The organism is Rhodococcoides sp. S146-33 (genome assembly GCF_059489205.1).
Map to the genome: position 1 here is coordinate 281,054 of NZ_JCAJWY010000004.1, position 19,435 is coordinate 300,488.

The window sequence follows — 19,435 nt, forward strand, 5'->3', positions numbered from 1 at the left end:
AACCAAGTGTCGACAGCGACTCCAGTCGGGAACGACCGTGATTCGTCTCAAGAATTGGGGCGGCTTTGGTTGTGCCGCGGTGGGTCCTCTTCACACGAGGCAAGGATCGACGATGTCCGACCAGTTCACGAAGGCCGACCCCACTACCGCGTTCTCGCCGCCGGAGCGGGCAGAGCAGAATCCCTTGGACCACCCCGGGCTGACGCGAGACATGGTCACTGCACCCGATCACGGTGAGAGTTCCTACCGAGGGTCGGGCCGTCTGCACGGCCGCAAGGCCTTGATCACCGGAGGCGACTCGGGTATCGGACGAGCCGTCGCACTCGCTTTCGCACGCGAGGGGGCCGACGTCGTCATTGCTCATCTCGAATCCGAAGGTCCGGATGCTCAGGCCACGATCGACTTGATCGAGGGTGCCGGCCGAGCCGGACGGGCGATCGCGTGCGACCTCACCGACGAAACGCAGTGTGTGCAACTCGTGGACACCGCGAGCGACGTTCTCGGCGGACTCGACATCGTCGTCAACAACGCTGCATTTCAGATGGCTCAGATGGGCGGCATCGCCGACATCACCACCGAGCAGTTCGATCGTGTACTCAAGACGAACCTGTACGCCCTGTTCTGGATCTCCAAACGCGCGGCAGAAACAATGGACGCCGGTGCGGCCATCATCAACACCACCTCGATCCAGGCGTCGAATCCATCTCCGGAGCTGATGGACTATGCCACCACCAAAGCGGGAATCGTAGCCTTCACCAAGGGCCTGGCCGGCGACCTGGCACCGCGCGGTATCCGGGTCAACGCCGTTGCGCCAGGACCGATTTGGACCCCACTGATCCCGGCCACGATGCCGCCCGAGAAGTACGAGAAGTTCGGCGAAACCGTTCCTCTCGGACGACCCGGCCACCCCGCGGAGCTGGCTCCGGCGTATGTGTTCCTGGCATCGAACGAGTCGAGCTACATCACGGGCGAGACCATTGCCGTCACCGGCGGTACACCGTTCAACTGATCTTCTCGCTGTCCGTGTGTCCACGCCATGCAAGCAGCACACCGTCGCCCTCGGGTCGTCGCCACGGCAGGAACAGCGCAACAGCGAGCGCGCAGGCCATGGCCGCCCCGACGGTGACGAACGACGCGAGTTGGAAGCCTTCCAACGAAGCCGCCTTCATTGCGTAGATCAGGTCGGCCTTCTGCGTCGCGAAGATCGGGTTGGTGGGCGCTTTCACGATCTCGATGACGCTGACAACCGTCTCGCGAGCGAATGCTTTTTGATAGGGCTCCATGATGGCGTCGGGAATGACGTCGATTCTCGGCCCCACCTGAGTGGTGTAGATCGAAGCAACGATGGAGCCGAGTACGGCCACACCGAGCGTTCCGCCGACCTCTCGGGTGGTGTCGTTCACGGCCGATCCGGCACCGGCCTCGTCGAGCGTCACCGAAGACATGATCGATTCGGTGGCCGGCCCCTGCACGATCGCCAGACCGAGGCCCATCAGGATCATCGACACCACGACCGGTCCCAGGTAGGGCGTTTCGACCTTCACCTGACCGGCGATGAACATCCCGACGCTCATCACCACCAAGCCGAAGACGATCACGGTCGTGGTGCCGATCCGCTGGGCGATCACCGTGGCCATCGGCGCGCCGATCGCGATGGAGACCGCGAAGGGCAGCGAGTGGATGCCGAACTGCAGCGGCGTCAGTTCCATCACACCTTGGAAATACTGGGTGATCATGAACAGAAAGCCGAACATGCTGAAGTACGCGACGGCAATCGCCAAGGCAGGCAATGAGAACCGTCTGTTCCGAAACAAATTCAGGTCGAGCACCGGCGAGGGTGTTCGAAGCTCCCACCACACGAACCCGGCAAGGCCGACCAGACCGGCGACATAGGCAACGACACTCGTCGCAGACAACCAGCCGTTGTGCGGCGCTTCGATGATCGCCCACACCAACACCGTGATTCCGGCCAACGACAGCGCGATACCCAGCGGGTCGTACTTGCCGACATGCTCGGCTCTCGATTCCGGTACGCACCACAACGCGGCAAACAGAACCAGAAGCGCCACAGGCACATTGATCCAGAACACCGAATGCCACGAGAAGTGTTCGAGCAGAAAGCCGCCCGCCGTGGGGCCGATCGCGATCGCGAAACCCGCCATGGCGGTCCAGGCGGCGATAGCCAGAGCCCGCTCCTGTGCGTCGGTGAAGATATTGATGATCAGCGCCAGGGTCGCCGGGAACACCGCTGCCGCACACACACCCATTGCTGCCCGTGCTGCGACGACCTGCCCCAGATCAGCGGCAAGAGCGCCGCCGACCGACATGACCGCTATACCGGCCAGCCCGACGATCATGACCTTCTTTCGACCGTAGCGATCGCCGAGGTGACCGAACGCCAGCAACAGTCCGGCAAAAGTCAGCGTGTAGGCGTCGACCACCCACTGCAGCCCGCTGATATCGGCACGAAGCTGCAACCCCATGGAGGGCAGCGCAACGTTGACGACGGTGTTGTCGAGAACGACGAGCAACTCGGCTGCGCAGATGACGAGCAGCGCCAGGTATCGCCGACTCCGCGGCGGGACATTTGCCCGGTGGTGGGAAGTGGTAGGCAACGACATGAGAATCCCTTCGACTATGACGATCGGCATAGTTCTTGAAGGAAAAGTAACTGTAACTGGACGTTATAGCAACAGTCTTGGATGCGGCCGACTCACGGACGGGTATGGTCCTATGCGTCCAGTACGGCCTCGAGCAGGGCCAACAGCTCTTTTTCGGTACGATCCAAGGCGGTGGTGGATCGCTGCGCCTTGGCCAGGATCAGCGCGCCTTCGATAGCGGCGATGGCGAAAGTCGCCAGTGTGTAGGACCGCTCACGGACCAGACCGCGCTGCCACAGGGATGCCGCGATCACGTCCTCCCAGGACGAGAAAGACTCACCGGCCGCGGCCACCGCACCCGGCGCATGCAGCCCCTCGAGCGCAGCAGGTGCGACCGGGCACCCTGCAACGAAATCCGTTGCCAGCAGCTCGCTGCGGAATCCGTCGATAATGGCCCGGACCGTCGCCGACGGACCGGCCGATGCCAGGCCGGCCGAGATCATCGAGCTCATGACGGTGCCCGCAGTTCGCGTCGCCTCCTCCACCAGTTGAGTCTTCCCACCGGGGAAATGGTGATAGATCGAGCCACGCGGTGCTCCCGCGTGATCGATGACGTCCGCCAGCGAGGTGGCTTCCACCCCGCGCTGACGGAACAAATGCGCGGCGCTGCGCAACATGTCGGCTCGCGCGCTACTTCGATCAGCCATCCGAACCCTTCCGGACCGTCATTGACGTAACACTGAGTTACATCTAGGGTCACTTCCACTATGCTGCTGAGCATAGACCGAAACGCTGTCCATCGGAATCGGAGCAACGCCATGTCCCCTGACACCGACGTTATCGACCTGAGCAGCCCTCTCGCACTCGCCTGCGGGCAGATCCTGCCGAATCGCGTGATGAAGTCGGCTCTCAGCGAGGGATTGGCGACGTCCGAGCATGCACCCGACTCCCGCCTCGAGACGCTGTATCGCCAATGGGGCGCGGGCGGCTACGGACTGGTGGTAACCGGCAATGTCATGGTCGACCGATCCCATCTCGGAGAACCGGGCAACGTCGTCATCGAAGACGACCGCGATCGCGATGCACTGTCCCGGTGGGCACAAGCGACGTCCGACGGCGGCGCACCCATCTGGATGCAGCTCAATCACCCTGGTCGACAGGCCAATCCGATCGTCACCCGCACCAAGCCCGTCGCACCGTCCGCTATTGCTCCCAAGATCCCGGGTATCCCGACACCGCGGGCGTTGAACGAGACCGAGATCCGCAACATCATCGACCGATTCGCCACCGCAGCAGCCGTGGCCGAGTCGGCCGGCTTCGACGGCGTCCAGATACACGGCGCACACGGTTATCTGGTGTCTCAGTTCCTGTCGCCACTGTCCAACACCCGCGACGACGCCTGGGGCGGCAACCTCGACGGACGAATGCAATTCGTTCTCGAAGTGGTCCGTGCCATCAGGGCCACGGTGTCCCCCAGCTTCGCCGTGGGAATCAAACTGAATTCGGCAGACTTCCAGCGCGGCGGGTTCAGCGAAGAAGAATCACGGATCACCGTGGAGCATCTGGTCCAGGAATCGATCGACCTGATCGAAATCAGCGGTGGCAGCTACGAATCACCCGCGATGATGGGCACCGCGAGCACTCGAGAGCGCGAAGCCTATTTCCTGGAATATGCGCGAACGGTGCGTGACGCCGCGGGAACGGTTCCCTTGGCCGTGACCGGAGGCTTCCGCACCCGTTCGGTGATGAGTTCTGCGGTTCGGTCGGGCGAGTGCGACATGGTGGGTCTCGGCCGTCCTACGGCGCTGACGCCCGATGTCGCCGGTGCTCTGGTCGCCGGCACGTTGGATCGCGTGGAGTCACCGCGGGTAGCTCTACGCCTCCCATCGAAGGCGAACGCGTTCAAGCAGATCAACGGAGCTCTGGACCTGCAGTGGCACACCGACCAGCTCCAACTCATGGGAGCCGGCCGGCAACCGAATTCGAGCCGACCAGCATGGAGAACCGCAGCAACGATGGTCCAGCGCAACGGCTGGGACGCGTTTCGGAACCGTCGCAGCGCCGGCAATGCCACCAGCAGTTCCACTACTGCGAAGTTTCGACGCGAACGCTTGATCGGCAAATACGTCGCGAATCCCATCGTCAACGGCTTGACATCCATCGGTGTGACCACTTCGCTGGTGACGGATATCGAGACGGTGGGCCGGAAGACCGGACTGGCCAGACGCGTGCCGGTGTCGGCGTCTTTCGACAACACCGGTGCGTGGTTGATCTCCCAACACGGAACCAGATCCGGCTGGGGGGCCAACATCACCGACGAGGCGAGAATCCGAATTCGCGTGGGCAGCCGATGGCGCACCGGCACAGCAACATTCGTACCCGACGACGACGTGGCCCTGCGTGCGCGATCCTTCTCGCACAACCCGGTACTCGGACGCGTCATCGGAGCAGGCTTCCGTGCGTTGCAGACCGATCCCATTTCGGTGCGAGTCGAGTACGACGTGTGACCAGTTCTTCACAAAGTACTTAGGTTTGGTTTACTTAAGTTGTGAAGACTCTCCCCCGCCTTTCCGTCGCCCTCGGCGCGGTCCTCGTTGCTTCCCTGGTCGCTTCCTGTGGTTCGGGCACCGAACCGGCGACAACAGACTCGGCAGCTCGTTCGGTCACCACGCAGTTCGGCACCGTCTACGTTCCGGAACGGATCGAGTCGGTCGTCGTGATCGACGGCCGACGCGACCTCGATATCGCCCTGGCTTTCGACCTACCCATCGTCGGGATGCCGGTGGAGACCGAGGCTCCGCCTGAAATTCCAGGTCCCCTGACCGAGCCCACGAGGATGCTTCTGGCAGACGGAGTGCCCGAGCTCTACCCGCGAAACACGGTCGATCTCGAAGCCGTTGCACGCGTCGAGCCAGATCTGATCATCGGCCGCGACGAAGTGGTCGAGGAGATCTACGACCAGTTGAGTGCGATCGCTCCGGTGTTGCCGGTCGGCTCCACCGGCACCGGAGTCAGCTGGCAGCAGGACGTGACAACGATCGGCAACGCGCTCGGTCTTCAGGACGACGCCCGAACGATTATCGACGAATACAGTACTCGCGTAGAGGAACTCACGACGCAGTATGCCGACGCGATCGCTGATACCGTCGTCCTGCCGATCAGCACATCGGAGGAAGGCGGCATCTCGATAGGACGCGACCGGGTGACGTCCATCGCGCTCGAGGATGTGGGAGCCCGCTTTGCGTCCGCGTGGAACAACGCCAGTCCGGAGATCGAATACGGACCCGAGAACGTCACCGCTGCATCCGACGCCGTGGCGATGATCGCCGCAATCACCTCCGAAGAGGATCTACGTGCGATGAACGCCAACCCTCTGTGGACCGGATTGCCGGCAGTGCAGAGCGGCCGGATCGTGCGTACGGACAAATTCACCAACGACGGCGGTCCCCTCACCGCACTGTGGACCCTCGGCTTGGTCGAGAAGCTCTACGACCCGAGCTGATCAGCTGCTCGGTCGGTTCCACCGATCACCGCGCTCGCACGCGTCGATGATGTCGACGCTCGACGGCAGTGGCACCGGGGTCGCATAATCACTCGATGGCACCGACACCTACGGGAACGCTGAGATCCACCGACACCGGCTTCGCTCTCGAATTGAACAGAACGATCGCTGCACCGCGCGAAGATGTGTGGGCATGGCTCACGGAATCGTCCCGCACTGCGCTGTGGTTCGGGCCATGGGAACGGCTTTCGCACGACACCATCAGGGTCACCATGAGTTTCGAGGAAGGTTCGCCCGCGTCGGACATGTCTGTCGAAGCGTGCGAACCGCCGCGACGGCTGGCCGTACGGACGATCGGCGAGATGCAGTGGCCACTCGACGTCAGCCTCGAGGACAAGGATGGTTCGACGGTCCTCGTTCTCGTACACAGCTGCGAAACGATGGACGGTGTGGGCGACATCGGGCCCGGCTGGGAGTACTACCTGGACATGTTCGTCGCGGCCGGACACGGCGACCCGCTGCCGACCTTCGACGACTACTACCCGTCACAACGGGAGTACTACTCGTCGTTGCGCCCCCAGTGAGTCAGTGGTTGCGCAGGGCGTCGATAAGCTCCTGCTTCTTCAATTTCGAGTACCCCTCGACGCCCAATTCTTTGGCCCGCTCGGTCAATTCGTCCACAGTCCAATCCTCGTAGGACCCGGACTTTCCACCTTTCGCACCGACCTTGTCTCGGCCTTCCTTCGCAGCCGCGTTGGAGATACGAGCAGCCTTCTCTTTCGAGTTTCCTTCTTCGCGAAGCTTCTCGTACAGGCCCTGATCCTTCAGTTGCGGCTGGTCCTCGGTGTCATTTTTCTTCGCCGGCATCGGACACTTCCTCTCGCTGGACTACATCGAAGGAGCGCTACCCGGTCTGCACGACGACAAACCTCGTTCCGGCACACGCAGGCTCGGTGTACGTCGAGCATCATCGGGTAACCGAATTGGATGCATTCTGATGGATCACACGAAGTGACCGACAACCAGGACAGCAGAGAAGCACAGGCCCCGCTCTCGGTGGGCGTCGTCAGTGATGACGGCTTCGCGTCGACCGTCGCGTCGGCCATCATCGCGAACTTGCCTGACCACGCGATGATCGACGGGCAGCGCCGGGAACTACGAGTGTCCGGAGCATCGGTGCCGCTTCCACCCACCGCGACCGGTGCTGCCCCGCTCGGACAGTGGCTGGCGGCGGTGAAAGCCAGCGACGATTACGACATCGTGCTGTGTGTGTCGGAGGTTCCTCGCCGGCTGGGGTCACGGCCGGTAATCGCCGAGCTTCGCGACGGCACGACAGCTGCGCTGTACGTGCCCTCCTTCGGAACCCTGGCGGTGCGCCGTCGGGCCGTCTCGGCTGCACTGGCGGTGTTGCACGAGTTGATCGAAGCCGACGATCCATATCGACGACCACGAAGATATTCGCGGACTCGCTGGGCCGAGAGCGACTCCGGGGAGGGTGACGAAGTGCTGGTGACGTCCAGCTTCTTCGGGCGAATCAGGTTGGTGTCGGGCATGATTCGATGCAATCGGCCGTGGCGGTTGGTTCCCACACTGTCGGGCGCTCTCGCAGCCGCGAGCGCGGCATCCGCTTTCGGCGTGTTCTACGCAAGCATCTGGCAGATGGCTGCGTCGATGAGTGTGTCCCGGCTGTCGATGATCGGGATAACCGCGGTCATGGCGATGACGGTGTGGGTCATCTTTCCCAATGGACTGTGGGAGAGACGATCGTTCCGTAGCTCCACGATCGACCGCTGGATGTACAACGCGGCCACCGTCGGAACAGTACTGACCGGCGCTCTCTGTATGTACGCCCTGTTGTTTGCGGTCGTACTGCTCTCCGCGGCCGTGGTGATCTCACCTGCGTTCCTGGCCGAGCAGATCGGTCGCACCGCAACACTGGGCGATTACTTTTCACTGGCGTGGCTCGCCGCTTCCCTGGGTACCGTTGCAGGCGCAGTCGGCTCCTCGGTCGCAGATCGCGAGGACATCCTCGATGCCACCTATGGTCACCGCGAGTTGATCAGAAGGCAGTCGGCGACGTCCTCGTCCTGACTGATCCGCGTTGTGAGTGGGAACAATGAAATGTGGGTAGGTTCGGGAAATGCCATACCTCGAACGTGTTGCCGATGTCTTCGTTCTCAATCTCGGACGCCGCGGGGTCGACGACTCGGAGAACCGCATCAGTCCTGACTGGGTGGCCGAGATCAACACCCTGCTCGACGAGGTCCAGGCCAGTTCAGGTCCTGCTGCGCTCGTCACGACGGCGACGGGCAAGTACTTCTCCACCGGAGTCGACCTGTCGTGGGGTGCCGAGAACCTCGACCAGATCAACCGGTTCATCGGCACCGTGCAAGAGATGTTGGTGCGCTTCCTGACGCTTCCGATGCAGACGGTCGCGGCCATGCAGGGACACACATTCGGTGGTGCCGCATTCTTCGTAATGGCACACGACTACCGGATCATGCGGTCGGATCGAGGCTTTCTCTGCTTCCCCGGTGTCAACATCGGCGCGACTTACAGTCCGGGGACCGTCGATATGGTGCGGGCGCGGCTGGCACCGCACAGCTTCCACGAGGCGCTCACCACCGGACGCCGGTACGGCGGAGGCGACGCCATGGCATTGGGACTGGTCGATGGCGTAACGGACGCGGATTCGCTGATGGACGCTGCCGTCGCCCGCGCCGGCGAACTGGCCGGGACGCGAGGAGACGTGCTGGGCGAGATCAAGCGAACCATGTATGCCGGCGAGATTCGTTCACTGTTGACCCCGGTTGCAGGCGTCGACGAAATGGAATGGGCCTCGAACTGAGCTGAGACCTATCTTCCGGTCACCAGAGGCGCAACGTCGGTACCGAGCAATTCGATGCCGCGAAGCAAATCGCTGTGCGCCAGACGTGGGTTCGTCATCTGCAGCGACAGTCGATCCACACCGCCCAGTTGCTCACCCACTCGCAGAATCTTGTCCGCCACCGTCTGTGGATCGCCCATGAAGAACGCACCATTCGGGCCGGAGGTGGCGTCGAACTGCTGCCTGCTCGGGCGTGCGAATCCGCGCTCTCGGGAGATCTTGGTGAACATCTCGTTCCAGCCGGGGTAGATCGTGTCCGCTGCAGCCTGCGTGGTCTCGGCGACGAAGCCGAACACGTGCAGACCCACCTTCAATTGCTCCGGCGGGTGGCCTGCCTGGGCTCCGGCTCGCCGGTACAGGTCGACGAGCGGCGCGAATTGGCGCGGTTCTCCCCCGATGATGGCAATCATCAGCGGAAGCCCCAGAAGCCCTGCACGAGCAAAGGATTCGGGTGTTCCGCCCACACCCACCCAAATAGGCAACGGATCTTGCAGTGGACGCGGATAGATTCCCTGCCGGTTGAGCGCCGGACGGTGACGTCCGGACCACGTCACCTCCTCGTTGTCGCGGATCTGCAACAGAAGGTCCAACTTCTCGGCGAAAAGCGAGTCGTAATCGGCGAGATCGAGGCCGAACAGAGGGAACGACTCGGTGAAAGATCCGCGGCCCACCACCAGATCGATCCGGCCCTTCGAGATGAGGTCGAGGGTGGCGAACTCCTGGAAGACCCGGACCGGATCGTCGGCACTGAGCACCTTGACCGCGCTACCGAGCCGAATGTTCTCGGTTCGGGCAGCAGCGGCCGCAAGGATGATCGACGGTGCCGAATCGTAGTACTCACTGCGATGATGTTCGCCGATGCCGAACGAGTAGAGACCGACCCGATCTGCGAGTGTGATCTCCTCGAGCAGATGACTCATCCGCTCTTCTGGAGCGATCACCCGGCCGTCAGTCGGGTCGGTCACGGAAGAAACGAAACTGTCGACGCCCAGATGCACGATGGGACCTTTCGATCGGTGATGGACGTATTCGTCAGCGTAGGTGAAACTTCAATTATTCCGCGCGAGACGAGTAGTCGACGCCTACTCTCCCCAGCGTTTCAATTCTTCCCCCGCGAAGTACATCTGCTGACTTGCGCCGAAGCGCACCAGGAGCTGCTTCTTCTCCTCGTAGAACCAGACCACGGTTCCGTAGACACCAGTCATGGGCCCACTGCGCGGCGTGACTCCGTCGCCGATCTCGAATCCGTCCATGCCTGCACCGTACCGATCAGGTGTCGAGGCATACGTTGGCGAGGATTGCGGTGTCGCACCGCAGCCCTCGCTCGTCGTCCGTGCCTATTGCCGTCCGCGCCTATTGCCGTCCGCGCTTGCGTGCGCGCCGTTCGTCCAGCTTTCGCTTGCCGTAGCCCCAGGTGATGCGGCCCAGACCCTCGAAGAGTCGGCTGGAGAGACTCCTGCGGCCGCTCATACCGTGGCCTCGCGTGTGGTGACAGTCATGTCGATTCGGTCCCTTCCTCGAAGCAGCCGGTGTTGTCGGTACGCCGTGTACCTGGACTGCGCCGAATAAGTCGAATCGGAAACGAGTAAGCACACACCGATGACGAGTGATCTACGTCACGCACTTCGCGACGGAAGGCCGAGTTACGCCACCGCGACGAGTCGCTCGATCCACCCGATCACCTCGGGGTAGGCAACGGCGTTTGCGGCTGGGTGGTCGAATTCCGGAACGAGCCGAGTTCCGAAGTCGAACTCCCGAACTGTGACTTCCGTGAGACCAGCGGCGCGCCAGCGCTGCGCCAGGAGCCGGCTCTGCTCGATGTCGACGGAACGGTCGTTGATTCCCTGCACGATCATCACAGGCAAGTCGGGCGAGGTGAAACCGATGGTGTTCGCCGATGTCAGCGGCCCCAGCACGGGGCCCTTCATGAGTGAGCCCAGCGATGCGCCGTCGGCAGTCAAATCCTCGGACCGCAGTGATCCGTACGCGAGCGCATCGGTATTGCAGAAATTCGATGCCGCATCCAGAGCCGCCCGTCCGCGTTCGTTGAAGAGGGCTCGTATCTCGCCGGCGCGGTCGGGGTGCGCTCCGATAAGACCGTCGATCGTGTACAGCATTGTTGCGGCCCACTCGGTTCCATCCTGGCCTTCGACGCGCAGCACAGGATCGGTCGGTGCGGCACCGACGAAGGCACCGACCACGGACAGGTCGGGCGCGTACCTGGAGGCGAGCTCCGCGGCGGCGGCCGACGCAACTCCCCCCGCCGAGTATCCGTAGAGCACGACGGGCGCGTCGGTCTCACGTGCAGCAGCCCGGGCCGAGTCCAACAGAGCACGGGCGCTGGCAACCCGACCCAGGAACTCGTACTCGCCGGGGGTTCCGAGCCCCTGGTAGTCCGTCGTGACAACCTGATAGCCCTGGGCCAGCAAAGGCAGCAGTGCCGGAACCGTGGTTGCCTGTCCCAACTCGGACGAGCCCGAGCATCGGTCGGCAATGCCGTAACTGCCCGGCGCATAGGCGATCACGGGCCGTGGACCGGGCCCGGTCCACGCGCGGGCCGGCGTGATCAGAAGGCCCGACACCGCCACCGCACGATCACGGGGATCGGCCGAGCGATACAGGATGCGCTCGGTGTGCGAGCCCAGCACGTCGAGCTGTGGCACGGGTTCCCGTCGCAGGATGGACCCGGGCGCGAAGGCCTCGAGGTCGGCGACGGGAGCAGTGTAGAAATCTGCGCTGCCGGGCGCGGCCGAGGCGGGTGTGACCGACAGCGCGCAGGACGCGAGAAGAACGAACACGGCGAAGGCGACAGAGGGGAATCTCATCTCGCGAGCCAGTATGCGGCTCCGCGTGACGATTCGCATGCCGCCACGGCCGATACGGTAGCTGTTCGGCGAGGATCGCCCCTACGTCTCCTTTTTGATCCACGTCGGAACGAGTCTGCGTACCTCAGGTGCGGCAGCCAGTAGTGGAGCCACTTCGCGTTCGTAGGCCAGATAAGCGGGATGTCGGAGAAACTCGAGCGCGTCCTCGGCGCTTCGATAGTGCTGGAACGCGGTGATGCCATCGGGATCGTCGGAATCGAGGCCGTAGTAATAGGCGAGATGGCCGGGATTGTCGAGCACGGTCGGCGCCAGGCGCTTTTCCCACAGAGCTCGAACGGAGTCGCGTTGATTCGGCAGAGTCTTGTGGGCGACGACCACGGTGACGCCGGGTACTGCCCCCGATTCAGCTGGCACGACATTGTCCTTTCGACAGAAGCATCCGATGTCCGGCGATCATGCACCATGGTTCGGACATTCGACTGCAGCGCGAAGTACGCACGTCACCCCCGCCCCCACCTGGTGATTGACATCACACGCACCGACGGCTATCTTTCAAACTGACATCAGTTCAGTTTGATGGAACGTTGCAGCCACCTCGAGCACCTGGGTCGAGTCTGCGATCGGATGTCCAACGACTCCACGTCTCACGACGACTCGCCGAGTCCGCGGGAAGTTATCGACGTGCCCGAAAGGAACGCAGGCATGAACAAGTTCAGGACAACGATGGTGGCCATGGCGGCGACGGCTGCGCTCGTGGGCCTCACTGCATGCGGGGGATCGTCTTCCTCCGCATCCGCTCCGGTCGAAGGCGATTGGGACGCGGTGATCGCTGCCGCGAAGGAGGAGGGCAGCGTCATGCTCTACTCGAGCCAGAAGCCGGCCAACCTCGATGCGCTGACGGCGGCTTTCGAGGCAAAGTATCCGGAGATCTCGATGGAGTACGTGCGCGGCACCGACTCCGAGATCAACCCCAGGGTCGAGACCGAGAATCGGACGGGAACCGGTATCGCCGACGTGCACATGACGACCGACGCATCGTGGATTCAGAATGCCGCCGAATCCGGGAAGTTCTCGACCGAACTCGTCGGCCCCGATCTCGATGCGGCAGCGTTCGATCCGGCGACGAGCGTGATGAACGACCGATTCTTCTTGACCAGTGCTGCGGTATTCGGACTGGGCTGGAACACTGCGGCCGTCCCGGACGGGGTCAGCGCGCCCGAAGACCTGATCGACCCGAAGTTCCAGGGAAAGATCGGCATCGTGAACCCCACAGGATTCGCGTCGTACGTGGACCTGTACAAGTACTACGCCAAGAACTTCGGGGCGGACTACTGGAACCAGATCGCCGAACTTTCGCCTCGGGTCTACCCCAGTGCGCTCGCAGTGGCGCAAGCTCTCACGTCCGGTGAAGTAACGGTCAGTCCGATGGTGCAGCCCCTCGTCACCGAGGTTGCAGCAGGCGCGCCGGTCGACTGGGCTCTGCCCGACAGTCCGTGGGGAACACCCTGGTACTCAGAGGTTCTCAGTGCCTCGCAGCACCCCAATGCAGCACAGGTGCTCGCGAACTTCATGGTGACGACCGAGGGCCAGCAGGCATTGAACGGCGGATATGCAGCCGTTCTTCCCGATATCGAGGGTGCGGTCGCGCGAGCTCAGGACATCGCATCTCCTGATATCGACGAACTGACGCCGGAGAAGGTCGAGCAATACTCGCAGGAATGGCAGACCCTGTTCCAGGGCTGACTCTCCGCACATCGCACGAGAACGTGGACCGTCGCTACCGCGCGCGGAATACGAAATGACATGTGACAGAAACGAACACCACGGTCGCCCCACTGCGGCCGCCGGTGCACGCACACCGATGCTCCGAAAGTGAGTATGCAATGACCTCTCGATTCGCGGTCTCCGGACTGACGAAGACCTACGGTGCCAACGTCGTCGTCGACAGTCTCGACCTCGAGATCGAGCAGGGCGAATTTCTGGTCCTGCTCGGGCCGAGCGGCTGCGGCAAGACCACGACCTTGCGATGCCTCGCCGGGCTGGAGACCCCGCAGGGTGGTTCGATCTCGTTCGCGGGTCGGACGGTGTTCGACGCGTCGTCCAAACTCCATGTCCCGGCACACAAGCGGAATATCGGCATGGTGTTCCAGTCGTATGCACTGTGGCCCCACATGACGGTCGCCGAGAACATCCGGTACCCGTTGACGGTGCGCAAATTGAAGAAGGCAATTGCGGACGGTGCGGTCGAGACGGCCGCGAACATGGTCGATTGCGGCGCTCTGCTAGACCGGTACCCATCGCAGCTCAGCGGTGGCCAGCAGCAACGCGTCGCGGTCGCACGCGGGCTGGTGGCCCAACCGGATCTCGTGTTGTTCGACGAGCCTTTGAGCAATCTCGATGCGCGGCTGCGAGATCAAGTTCGATCTCAGATTCACCAGCTGCACCAACAGCTCGGTTTCACCGCGGTGTTCGTCACTCACGACCAGTCCGAGGCGTTCGCTCTCGGTGACCGTCTCGCGATCATGAAAGCCGGAAAGATCGAGCAGTACGACGAGCCCGAGCATGTCTTCGAGAATCCGGCATCGGAGTACGTCGCGGCGTTCATCGGGATGGGTAATCGACTCGAACTCCGGCGTAGCCACGACGGCTGGGTCACCAGCGGGTCGGACGTCATCGACCTACAGACGGCAACGGTCCGAGAGCGCGCCGACGAAGGCACTCGCGCTGTGGCGAGGTTTCGTCCCGACGATGTGCTCCTGCACGACAGGGCAGACCAGGTGCCGCCCGGAAACATCGCGTTGCACGCAGAACTCGTGACGTACGAGTACGGCGGTCGGTACTTCGACGTCGCCGTCAAGACCGGCGACGAGCAGTTGACTCTGCGGGCCACGGCTGCCGAACACAGTGCGGCACTGAGGGGTAGCAGCCCCGGACAACCCGTCGTCGTCAGCTTCGCGCCGTCCTGTCTGCGGGTGTACGCGCTTGCCGACACGTCGTCGAACTCGGACTCCGAGCTCGTCGGTTCCGCTGGAAAGAGCTCATGATGGCAACCGCAGTGGACATCGAACGTCCCGGGGCCGTCGAGTCGCCGGAAAAGCGATCGCTGACGATCTCGCCGAACTGGCGGGCGCGGATCGGGTACGCCGCCGTCCTGGCCATCCTGGCCTATCTGGTCGTACTCCCGATGGTGCGACTGCAGATGCTCGCGTTCGAGGACGGTGCTGCCGGATATCGAAGTCAGTACGGCCGCTTCGACATCGGCGTCACCCTTCGAACCACGGTGGCGCTGGCGCTGGGCTCGTTGGTCATCGCGATGGTGCTGGGCACACTACTCGCCTTTGCTGCCAGCAGGCTTCCCGCCAAGCTCGGTTGGCTTCGTGTCATTCCCATCCTGCCGATCGTGATGCCGGCGGTGGCGAGCGTGGTCGGGTGGGCATTCCTGCTCTCCCCCGGCCCCGGTTACCTCAATGTGCTGCTGCGACTGTTGCCGTGGTGGAGCGGATCGGACAGTGGTCCGATCGATGTGTACACCGTGCCGTGGATCATCGTTCTCACCGGTTTCGGTCTGACGTCGTTCGTCTACCTTTTCGTCAGTTCCGGCATGCAGAACATCAGCTCCGAACACCTCGAAGCAGCTCAGGTCAGCGGATCGTCCACGGTCGGAATCTTTTTCAAGATCGTTCTCCCGTTGCTACGACCGTCCCTCATCTACGGCGGCGGCATCGCTTTGCTCCTCGGGCTCGGCCAGTTCACCGGCCCCCTGCTGTTGGGTGCGAACACCGGCGTCAAGGTGCTGACCACCGAGATGTACCGCCGGGTGTCGGAGTCCCCGTCGGATTTCGCCGCGGCGGCGGCCGCGGGCTCTCCGCTGGTGATCTTCGGACTGGTGCTGGTGCTGGCTCAGAAAGCACTGCTGGGCAACCAAACTCGCTTCGTCACGCACGGCGGTAAGGCATTTGCGCCCTCCACGGGTAAAGCCACGTGGGCCACGGTCACCATCGTCGTGTTCGCACTCTTCGCCTTGGTCATCCCGCTGGTGGGTCTCATCATCGTCTCGTTGACGCCGTACTGGTCCGGATCGTTGTCGCTGAGTCTGTTGACGTTGGACAACTTCCGAGCGCTGATGGATACGACAGCGGTGGTCGAATCCGTTCTGACCAGTGTGCTGACCTCACTGGGAGCGGTCGTGATCTGCATTCCGCTCGGGTACCTGATGGCCAACCTTCTCGTCCGCGGTCGCCGGTTCAGAATTCTCGCGCTGATCGCAGACCTCATGACCGCGCTGCCACTGGGCATACCGGCCGTGATCTTCGGCGTCGGATTCCTGCTCACGTACACCGAGCCGCCCCTGATCCTGTACGGAACCAGAACGGTGATCATCCTGGTGTACATCGTGCTGATGCTGCCGTTCTCGACGAGAATGCAGATGACGGCCATGCTCTCGCTCGGTAACACCTACACCGAGGCGTCGGCCACCAGTGGTGCGTCGCCGTTCGTGACGAATCTCCGAATAATGTTGCCGCTGATGCGTCCGACCATCCTCAGTGCCGTCGCGCTCATGTTCATTCTGCTGACCCACGAGTTCGCCGCGTCACTTCTGGTGCGAGCATCCACCACCCAGGTGATGGGCACGTTGCTGTTCGACATGTGGCAGAACGGCTCCTACCCACTCGTCGCCGCGATGGCCTTGCTCATGACTGCCGTCACCACGATCGGTGTCGCCGCGGCGATGCTCGTCGGCGGACGCAACGTACTGAGCAAGCTGTGACGGGCGCGCAGTCTCGGCTCCAGGACAAGGTCGTTCTGGTCACCGGGGCAACCGGAGGGATCGGTACAGCGATCGTCGAGCGGCTGGCCTCGGAAGGCGCTGTGCTCGTGGTGACCGATGTCGACGGCGACGAGTGTGCAGCACTCGTGGCCCAACAGACCGACAGTGAACGCCATCTGCCGATCGGTTTGGACATCACCCGAGAGGACCAGTGGCGCAGCGCCGTCGAGGCCGTGGCCACGCAGTACGGCCGACTGGACGCGGTGGTGAACAACGGTGCCATCGGTAGCCTCGAAACCGTGGTCGACGAGGATCTCGACCGGTACAACCGAGTCGTCGAGGTCAGTCAGACGGGGACGTGGCTCGGAATGAAGCATGCGGGCGCGTACGTCGAGCAATCGGGCGGAGGCTCCGTCGTCAACATCTGCTCCATCCTCGGCAGCGTCGGCGGCCTCGGCAACAGCTTCGCCTACGCTGCCGCCAAAGGCGCTGTGCGCACGATGACCAAGAACGCCGCGCTGCACTGGGCCACCAAGGGTGTCCGCGTCAATTCCATCCACCCCGGCTTCATCGGTACCACCCAACTGCTCGAACGCTACGAGGGCTCCGAACGGCACAGCGCCATGATCGCGCACACCCCGATGGGTCGACTGGGAACCGGTGCGGAAGTGGCTGCTGCAGTTGCCTTTCTGGCCGGCGACGACTCCACGTTCGTCACCGGTACCGAGCTCTACGTCGATGGCGGCTGGACCTGCGACTGACCGCTCCGGGAGGCTGTCGGCCAGGCGCTTCAGTAGGTGGTGAAGAAGTTCACCCCGCTGGACGTCTGCGCCGACAGCCTGCCGCGCTGGACCAGGACATCGAGATGGGCGAGCGTCTCGCAGGTCGCCACCATCTGGTTGAAGCTGTCCAGAGTTGCGAAGGATCGATCGTGTCGGGTCCAGGTGAGGGCGGAAGCTACGTCCAACCCCGTTGCGCGACCGGCGGACTCGACAGCGTGCTCGGTAGCCGCCAGGCGGCGGTCGTGGTGCTCGAGCAGCTGCCGGCAGCGCTCGTGCACGCCCGCACCCGGATGTCCGTGCGACGGCAACATCGTCCGGTCCGGTTCGTCGAGCATCACGGTCAGCGACGCCAAGTACTTGGCCAGTGGCAGATCCCACTCGCCGAGCTCGAACCCGATCGACGGCGTGATCGTGGGCAGAACGTGGTCGCCGGTGTAGGACAGATTCCGTTCCGCATCCTGAAACACCATGTGGCCCTTGGTATGACCGGGGGTATGTATGGCGTCCACCGCATGGCCGGGAATGTCCAGGGGGCCGGCCTGCAACCAGGTGTCCGGTGGCTCCCAGTCCGAAGCATCGAAGGGTTCGGCTGCCCCGCTCTCCGCCGCGATACGGGCGATGTCGGGCGCGCCTGCGCGTTCGAGCTCGCGGATCGAACTGACCGGAACGTTGCTACGTAATCGACCTATTGCCTCGATGCCCGGTGCCTCTGCGGCACCGAGATGCACCCGGGTCCCGTACAAACGCCGCAACTCGACAGCGAACGTGTAGTGATCACGATGTACGTGGGTGACGTACACGTCGTGGATCTCCGAGGGCCGACGTCCGATGCGGCGCAGCGCGTCGACGAGCTCGTCGTGGGTGGATGTCCGGTGCCAACCACCGTCGATCAGCACCAGACCCGTATCGGTCTCCAGCACATAGACATTGATGGCACGCAGGCCGTCCTGTGGCATCTGCAGTGGAACGCGATGAACGCCGTCTGCCACCCCAAAACAGCCCGGGTCGGCCCAGGACGACGTCATCCCGCGTCGCTCGCGAGGGGCACCATCGTCTTCTCGTCGCCGTACCACATCATCCGTCGGCCACCCATGGTGCCGACATGCGCGACGGCGGCTTTCCACTCGTCACTGGCCAGGGCGGCCTCGAGTGCGTCGCGCGATTCGAAGCTGAGCACCGACAATCCGTCCCATCCTTGCGATTTGCTGCCGAATGCGTCGAGCAGTTCGGTGTGCTGCCAACGGAGCAAGCCCGGCAAGGGGTATGTGACGTCGGCGTGCTCGCCGCGCCACCACGTGATGAACTGCTCGTGAGTCCACTCTTCCGGCCGCGCTGCAACAAGAACCAGGTTGTACATTTCTCTCCTAAGTGAATTCTGTTCAGTTTGCTTGACCGACAGACAACGGCTGGGTCGGCCGTCGTCCCGCTACGTGCGGACGACTACTTACGTACGACGCGAATGGCCGCGTCCGTGACCAGCGCAGTGATCTCGTCGATGCTCAGTCGACCGTCGGGCCGATACCACCGCCACACGCTGACCACCAGAGCGAGTACCAGGCGCGCGGACATGGTCGGATTCGACTCCGCGAACTGGCCCGCCTCGATCCCCCGCCCGACCAGTCCGGTCCAGTCCTGCTCGATTCGCTGCACGAGTGCACGGCACTCGACTCGCTCGGCCTCCTCCTTGGCCGACTGCCGTTCGGTCGCCAGGAGGTCCATGTGATTGTGCAGAATACGACGGGCCAAGGCATCCTGCGGTGATGCAGCCAAGGACGCGGCAATCGCGGCGCGAAGTGCATCCTCGGCGTGCGTCACGCCGTCGGTGGCCGCCACGAAGCGGGCGGCGGAGTCCGCGAGTTCGACGCGCATGATGGTCAACAAGCAGTGCGCTTTGGACTCGAAGTAGTGGTAGAGCGCGGTCTGACCGATACCGACCTCGTCGGCGATCGACGCCCACTTGGTGTGCTCGTATCCCACCTTGCCGAAGTGGTCGATGGCCGCCGACAGGATCCGCGTCCTCTTGGACCGCGGGCTCTCGCGCCGAACGTCGGTTCCTACGGTCATGATTGCC

Annotated in this window: 20 protein-coding genes; 10 read left to right on the forward strand and 10 right to left on the reverse strand. The window is 63.2% G+C overall.

Translation table 11 applies throughout. The features are described from left to right. The first annotated feature begins 112 nt into the window (after positions 1–112). Positions 113–1,009, forward strand: a complete 897-nt coding sequence (locus AC5WEY_RS19135; protein WP_495647089.1) for a glucose 1-dehydrogenase — start codon at positions 113–115, stop codon at positions 1,007–1,009. Here AC5WEY_RS19135 and AC5WEY_RS19140 read toward each other — a convergent pair. Both AC5WEY_RS19140 and AC5WEY_RS19145 read right to left on the reverse strand, forming a co-directional pair. Next, positions 1,002–2,621, reverse strand: a complete 1,620-nt coding sequence (locus AC5WEY_RS19140; protein ID WP_495647090.1) for an MFS transporter — start codon at positions 2,619–2,621, stop codon at positions 1,002–1,004. The genes AC5WEY_RS19135 and AC5WEY_RS19140 overlap by 8 nt on opposite strands. Positions 2,622–2,731: 110 nt before the next feature. Then, positions 2,732–3,307 carry a TetR/AcrR family transcriptional regulator gene (locus AC5WEY_RS19145; RefSeq protein ID WP_495647091.1) on the reverse strand — a complete coding sequence of 192 codons (576 nt, stop codon included), beginning with the start codon at positions 3,305–3,307 and terminating at the stop codon, positions 2,732–2,734. Between the two features lie 111 nt (positions 3,308–3,418). On the opposite strand from AC5WEY_RS19145, the gene AC5WEY_RS19150 reads away from it, so the two are divergent. The 3 genes from AC5WEY_RS19150 to AC5WEY_RS19160 all read left to right on the forward strand — a co-directional run bounded on the left by AC5WEY_RS19150 (position 3,419) and on the right by AC5WEY_RS19160 (position 6,686). Further along, positions 3,419–5,107 carry a nitroreductase family deazaflavin-dependent oxidoreductase gene (locus AC5WEY_RS19150; RefSeq protein WP_495647092.1) on the forward strand — a complete coding sequence of 563 codons (1,689 nt, stop codon included), beginning with the start codon at positions 3,419–3,421 and terminating at the stop codon, positions 5,105–5,107. A gap of 41 nt (positions 5,108–5,148) precedes the next feature. Beyond that, positions 5,149–6,102 (forward strand): ABC transporter substrate-binding protein, encoded by a 954-nt coding sequence (locus tag AC5WEY_RS19155; RefSeq protein ID WP_495647093.1) that lies wholly within the window; start codon positions 5,149–5,151, stop codon positions 6,100–6,102. A 95-nt stretch (positions 6,103–6,197) separates the two neighbouring features. After that, on the forward strand, positions 6,198–6,686 hold the full coding sequence (locus AC5WEY_RS19160) for an SRPBCC domain-containing protein (RefSeq protein ID WP_495647094.1): 489 nt from the start codon (positions 6,198–6,200) through the stop codon (positions 6,684–6,686). 1 nt (position 6,687) lies between these two features. Here the strand turns inward: AC5WEY_RS19160 and AC5WEY_RS19165 are convergent, their stop codons facing one another. Further along, positions 6,688–6,969 (reverse strand): DUF7218 family protein, encoded by a 282-nt coding sequence (locus tag AC5WEY_RS19165; protein WP_495647095.1) that lies wholly within the window; start codon positions 6,967–6,969, stop codon positions 6,688–6,690. Positions 6,970–7,113: 144 nt separating this feature from the next. Between AC5WEY_RS19165 and AC5WEY_RS19170 the strand changes: the two genes are divergently transcribed. Together AC5WEY_RS19170 and AC5WEY_RS19175 are read left to right on the forward strand one after the other, a co-directional pair. Then, the gene (locus AC5WEY_RS19170; protein ID WP_495647096.1) at positions 7,114–8,193 is read left to right on the forward strand and encodes a hypothetical protein; all 1,080 of its coding nucleotides are present in this window, start codon (positions 7,114–7,116) and stop codon (positions 8,191–8,193) included. Between the two features lie 49 nt (positions 8,194–8,242). Beyond that, positions 8,243–8,950 carry an enoyl-CoA hydratase-related protein gene (locus tag AC5WEY_RS19175; RefSeq protein ID WP_495647097.1) on the forward strand — a complete coding sequence of 236 codons (708 nt, stop codon included), beginning with the start codon at positions 8,243–8,245 and terminating at the stop codon, positions 8,948–8,950. 8 nt (positions 8,951–8,958) lie between these two features. On the opposite strand, the gene AC5WEY_RS19180 is transcribed toward AC5WEY_RS19175, so the two are convergent. From AC5WEY_RS19180 to AC5WEY_RS19195, 4 genes are all read right to left on the reverse strand, one after another. Next, the gene (locus AC5WEY_RS19180; RefSeq protein WP_495647098.1) at positions 8,959–9,987 is read right to left on the reverse strand and encodes an LLM class flavin-dependent oxidoreductase; all 1,029 of its coding nucleotides are present in this window, start codon (positions 9,985–9,987) and stop codon (positions 8,959–8,961) included. Between the two features lie 84 nt (positions 9,988–10,071). Beyond that, entirely contained in the window at positions 10,072–10,242 is a 171-nt protein-coding gene (locus AC5WEY_RS19185) for a hypothetical protein (protein WP_156399720.1), read from the reverse strand. A 390-nt stretch (positions 10,243–10,632) separates the two neighbouring features. Further along, entirely contained in the window at positions 10,633–11,814 is a 1,182-nt protein-coding gene (locus AC5WEY_RS19190; RefSeq protein WP_495647099.1) for an alpha/beta fold hydrolase, read from the reverse strand. An 81-nt stretch (positions 11,815–11,895) separates the two neighbouring features. Continuing rightward, complete coding sequence (locus tag AC5WEY_RS19195; protein WP_495647100.1) at positions 11,896–12,228, reverse strand: putative quinol monooxygenase; 333 nt, start codon at positions 12,226–12,228, stop codon at positions 11,896–11,898. Between the two features lie 288 nt (positions 12,229–12,516). On the opposite strand from AC5WEY_RS19195, the gene AC5WEY_RS19200 reads away from it, so the two are divergent. From AC5WEY_RS19200 to AC5WEY_RS19215, 4 genes are all read left to right on the forward strand, one after another. Next, positions 12,517–13,557, forward strand: a complete 1,041-nt coding sequence (locus tag AC5WEY_RS19200) for an ABC transporter substrate-binding protein (RefSeq protein ID WP_057479941.1) — start codon at positions 12,517–12,519, stop codon at positions 13,555–13,557. Between the two features lie 140 nt (positions 13,558–13,697). Continuing rightward, on the forward strand, positions 13,698–14,858 hold the full coding sequence (locus tag AC5WEY_RS19205; protein ID WP_495647101.1) for an ABC transporter ATP-binding protein: 1,161 nt from the start codon (positions 13,698–13,700) through the stop codon (positions 14,856–14,858). Then, positions 14,855–16,582, forward strand: a complete 1,728-nt coding sequence (locus AC5WEY_RS19210; protein ID WP_495647102.1) for an ABC transporter permease — start codon at positions 14,855–14,857, stop codon at positions 16,580–16,582. The genes AC5WEY_RS19205 and AC5WEY_RS19210 overlap by 4 nt, the downstream gene beginning before the upstream one ends. After that, positions 16,579–17,343 carry an SDR family NAD(P)-dependent oxidoreductase gene (locus AC5WEY_RS19215; protein ID WP_495647103.1) on the forward strand — a complete coding sequence of 255 codons (765 nt, stop codon included), beginning with the start codon at positions 16,579–16,581 and terminating at the stop codon, positions 17,341–17,343. Before AC5WEY_RS19210 ends, AC5WEY_RS19215 begins: the two co-directional genes overlap by 4 nt. 29 nt (positions 17,344–17,372) lie before the next feature. Here the strand turns inward: AC5WEY_RS19215 and AC5WEY_RS19220 are convergent, their stop codons facing one another. From AC5WEY_RS19220 to AC5WEY_RS19230, 3 genes are all read right to left on the reverse strand, one after another. Continuing rightward, the gene (locus tag AC5WEY_RS19220) at positions 17,373–18,389 is read right to left on the reverse strand and encodes an MBL fold metallo-hydrolase (protein WP_495647104.1); all 1,017 of its coding nucleotides are present in this window, start codon (positions 18,387–18,389) and stop codon (positions 17,373–17,375) included. After that, positions 18,386–18,721 (reverse strand): EthD domain-containing protein, encoded by a 336-nt coding sequence (locus AC5WEY_RS19225; RefSeq protein ID WP_057479808.1) that lies wholly within the window; start codon positions 18,719–18,721, stop codon positions 18,386–18,388. The genes AC5WEY_RS19220 and AC5WEY_RS19225 overlap by 4 nt, the downstream gene beginning before the upstream one ends. An 83-nt stretch (positions 18,722–18,804) precedes the next feature. Then, a complete protein-coding gene (locus tag AC5WEY_RS19230) occupies positions 18,805–19,428 on the reverse strand; it encodes a TetR/AcrR family transcriptional regulator (protein ID WP_057479807.1) in 624 nt (207 codons plus the stop codon). Positions 19,429–19,435: the final 7 nt, after the last annotated feature.

Bases quoted from the DNA above. Each gene is read 5' to 3' on its own strand.
- AC5WEY_RS19135 (WP_495647089.1), top strand. From the start codon at position 113: ATGTCCGACCAGTTCACGAAGGCCGACCCCACTACCGCGTTCTCGCCG.
- AC5WEY_RS19140 (WP_495647090.1), bottom strand. From the start codon at position 2,621: ATGTCGTTGCCTACCACTTCCCACCACCGGGCAAATGTCCCGCCGCGG.
- AC5WEY_RS19145 (WP_495647091.1), bottom strand. From the start codon at position 3,307: ATGGCTGATCGAAGTAGCGCGCGAGCCGACATGTTGCGCAGCGCCGCG.
- AC5WEY_RS19150 (WP_495647092.1), top strand. From the start codon at position 3,419: ATGTCCCCTGACACCGACGTTATCGACCTGAGCAGCCCTCTCGCACTC.
- AC5WEY_RS19160 (WP_495647094.1), top strand. From the start codon at position 6,198: ATGGCACCGACACCTACGGGAACGCTGAGATCCACCGACACCGGCTTC.
- AC5WEY_RS19165 (WP_495647095.1), bottom strand. From the start codon at position 6,969: ATGCCGGCGAAGAAAAATGACACCGAGGACCAGCCGCAACTGAAGGAT.
- AC5WEY_RS19175 (WP_495647097.1), top strand. From the start codon at position 8,243: ATGCCATACCTCGAACGTGTTGCCGATGTCTTCGTTCTCAATCTCGGA.
- AC5WEY_RS19185 (WP_156399720.1), bottom strand. From the start codon at position 10,242: ATGGACGGATTCGAGATCGGCGACGGAGTCACGCCGCGCAGTGGGCCC.
- AC5WEY_RS19190 (WP_495647099.1), bottom strand. From the start codon at position 11,814: ATGAGATTCCCCTCTGTCGCCTTCGCCGTGTTCGTTCTTCTCGCGTCC.
- AC5WEY_RS19200 (WP_057479941.1), top strand. From the start codon at position 12,517: ATGAACAAGTTCAGGACAACGATGGTGGCCATGGCGGCGACGGCTGCG.
- AC5WEY_RS19205 (WP_495647101.1), top strand. From the start codon at position 13,698: ATGACCTCTCGATTCGCGGTCTCCGGACTGACGAAGACCTACGGTGCC.
- AC5WEY_RS19210 (WP_495647102.1), top strand. From the start codon at position 14,855: ATGATGGCAACCGCAGTGGACATCGAACGTCCCGGGGCCGTCGAGTCG.
- AC5WEY_RS19220 (WP_495647104.1), bottom strand. From the start codon at position 18,389: ATGACGTCGTCCTGGGCCGACCCGGGCTGTTTTGGGGTGGCAGACGGC.
- AC5WEY_RS19225 (WP_057479808.1), bottom strand. From the start codon at position 18,721: ATGTACAACCTGGTTCTTGTTGCAGCGCGGCCGGAAGAGTGGACTCAC.
- AC5WEY_RS19230 (WP_057479807.1), bottom strand. From the start codon at position 19,428: ATGACCGTAGGAACCGACGTTCGGCGCGAGAGCCCGCGGTCCAAGAGG.